The sequence below is a fragment of the Streptomyces sp. NPDC059456 genome (assembly GCF_042750055.1).
Lineage (GTDB): Bacteria > Actinomycetota > Actinomycetes > Streptomycetales > Streptomycetaceae > Streptomyces.
The window spans coordinates 1-810 of record NZ_JBHYVA010000491.1 but is presented as its reverse complement, the minus strand read 5'-3'; the positions used below and the strand labels follow the sequence as shown (position 1 = coordinate 810).

Sequence of the window (810 nt, the reverse complement as noted above, 5' to 3'; positions counted from 1 at the left end):
CTCGGCCCCCCCCGGGGGTGGGGGGTCCGCGCCGCCGGGAGATGTCCTCACCGGGGGGGGGGGGCGGCCCCCCCTCCCCTCAAACCGGGGGGGTGTGGTTGACGCGGGGCCGCCCCCCGGGGCCCGCCTTCAAGACGGCCACCTTCAAGGAGGGCGTCGAGAAGATCGGCGACCTGGCGCCCGGGATGATCCTGGAGGGCGTCGTCACGAACGTGGCCGCGTTCGGCGCCTTCATCGACATCGGCGTCCACCAGGACGGTCTCGCGCACGTGTCGGCGCTGTCGAAGAACTTCGTCAAGGACCCGCGGGACGTCGTGAAGCCGGGCGACATCGTCCGGGTGAAGGTCCTGGACGTGGACATCCCGCGCAAGCGGATCTCGCTGACGCTGCGGCTGGAGGACGAGGCCGACCGCTCGGCCGGGACTCCCCGCCAGCGCGAGGACCGGCGCGGCGGCGGCCGTCCCCCGCAGCAGCGCGGCGGCGGCCAGGGTGGACAGGGCGGCCAAGGCGGCCAAGGCGGCCAGGGCCGGGACCAGGCCCGGAACCAGGGCGGAGGCCAGGGCCGTGGCCAGGGCGGCGGACAGCGCCAGGGCGGCGGGGCCCCGGCCCCGGCCAACAGCGCGATGGCGGACGCCCTGCGCCGCGCCGGCCTGACGGGCGGCTCCGAGGAGCGCCGCAAGCGCTGACCCGCCCCGACCCCGCGGCTCCCCCGGCCCCCGCCCCGGGGGGCCCCGGGGGGGGTTACCCCCGGGTGGGGAAAACCCCGGGGGGGGACCGGGAGTATTGGTTTATGGGATACCCAGGCGTAAC

1 pseudogene is annotated in these 810 nt (G+C 77.0%); it reads left to right on the top strand.

Annotated features, from left to right (window positions below):
• Window positions 1-103 precede the first annotated feature (103 nt).
• Window positions 104-686 (top strand): annotated as a pseudogene (locus ACFXA3_RS31275) (S1 RNA-binding domain-containing protein); the annotation flags it as partial.
• Window positions 687-810: the final 124 nt, after the last annotated feature.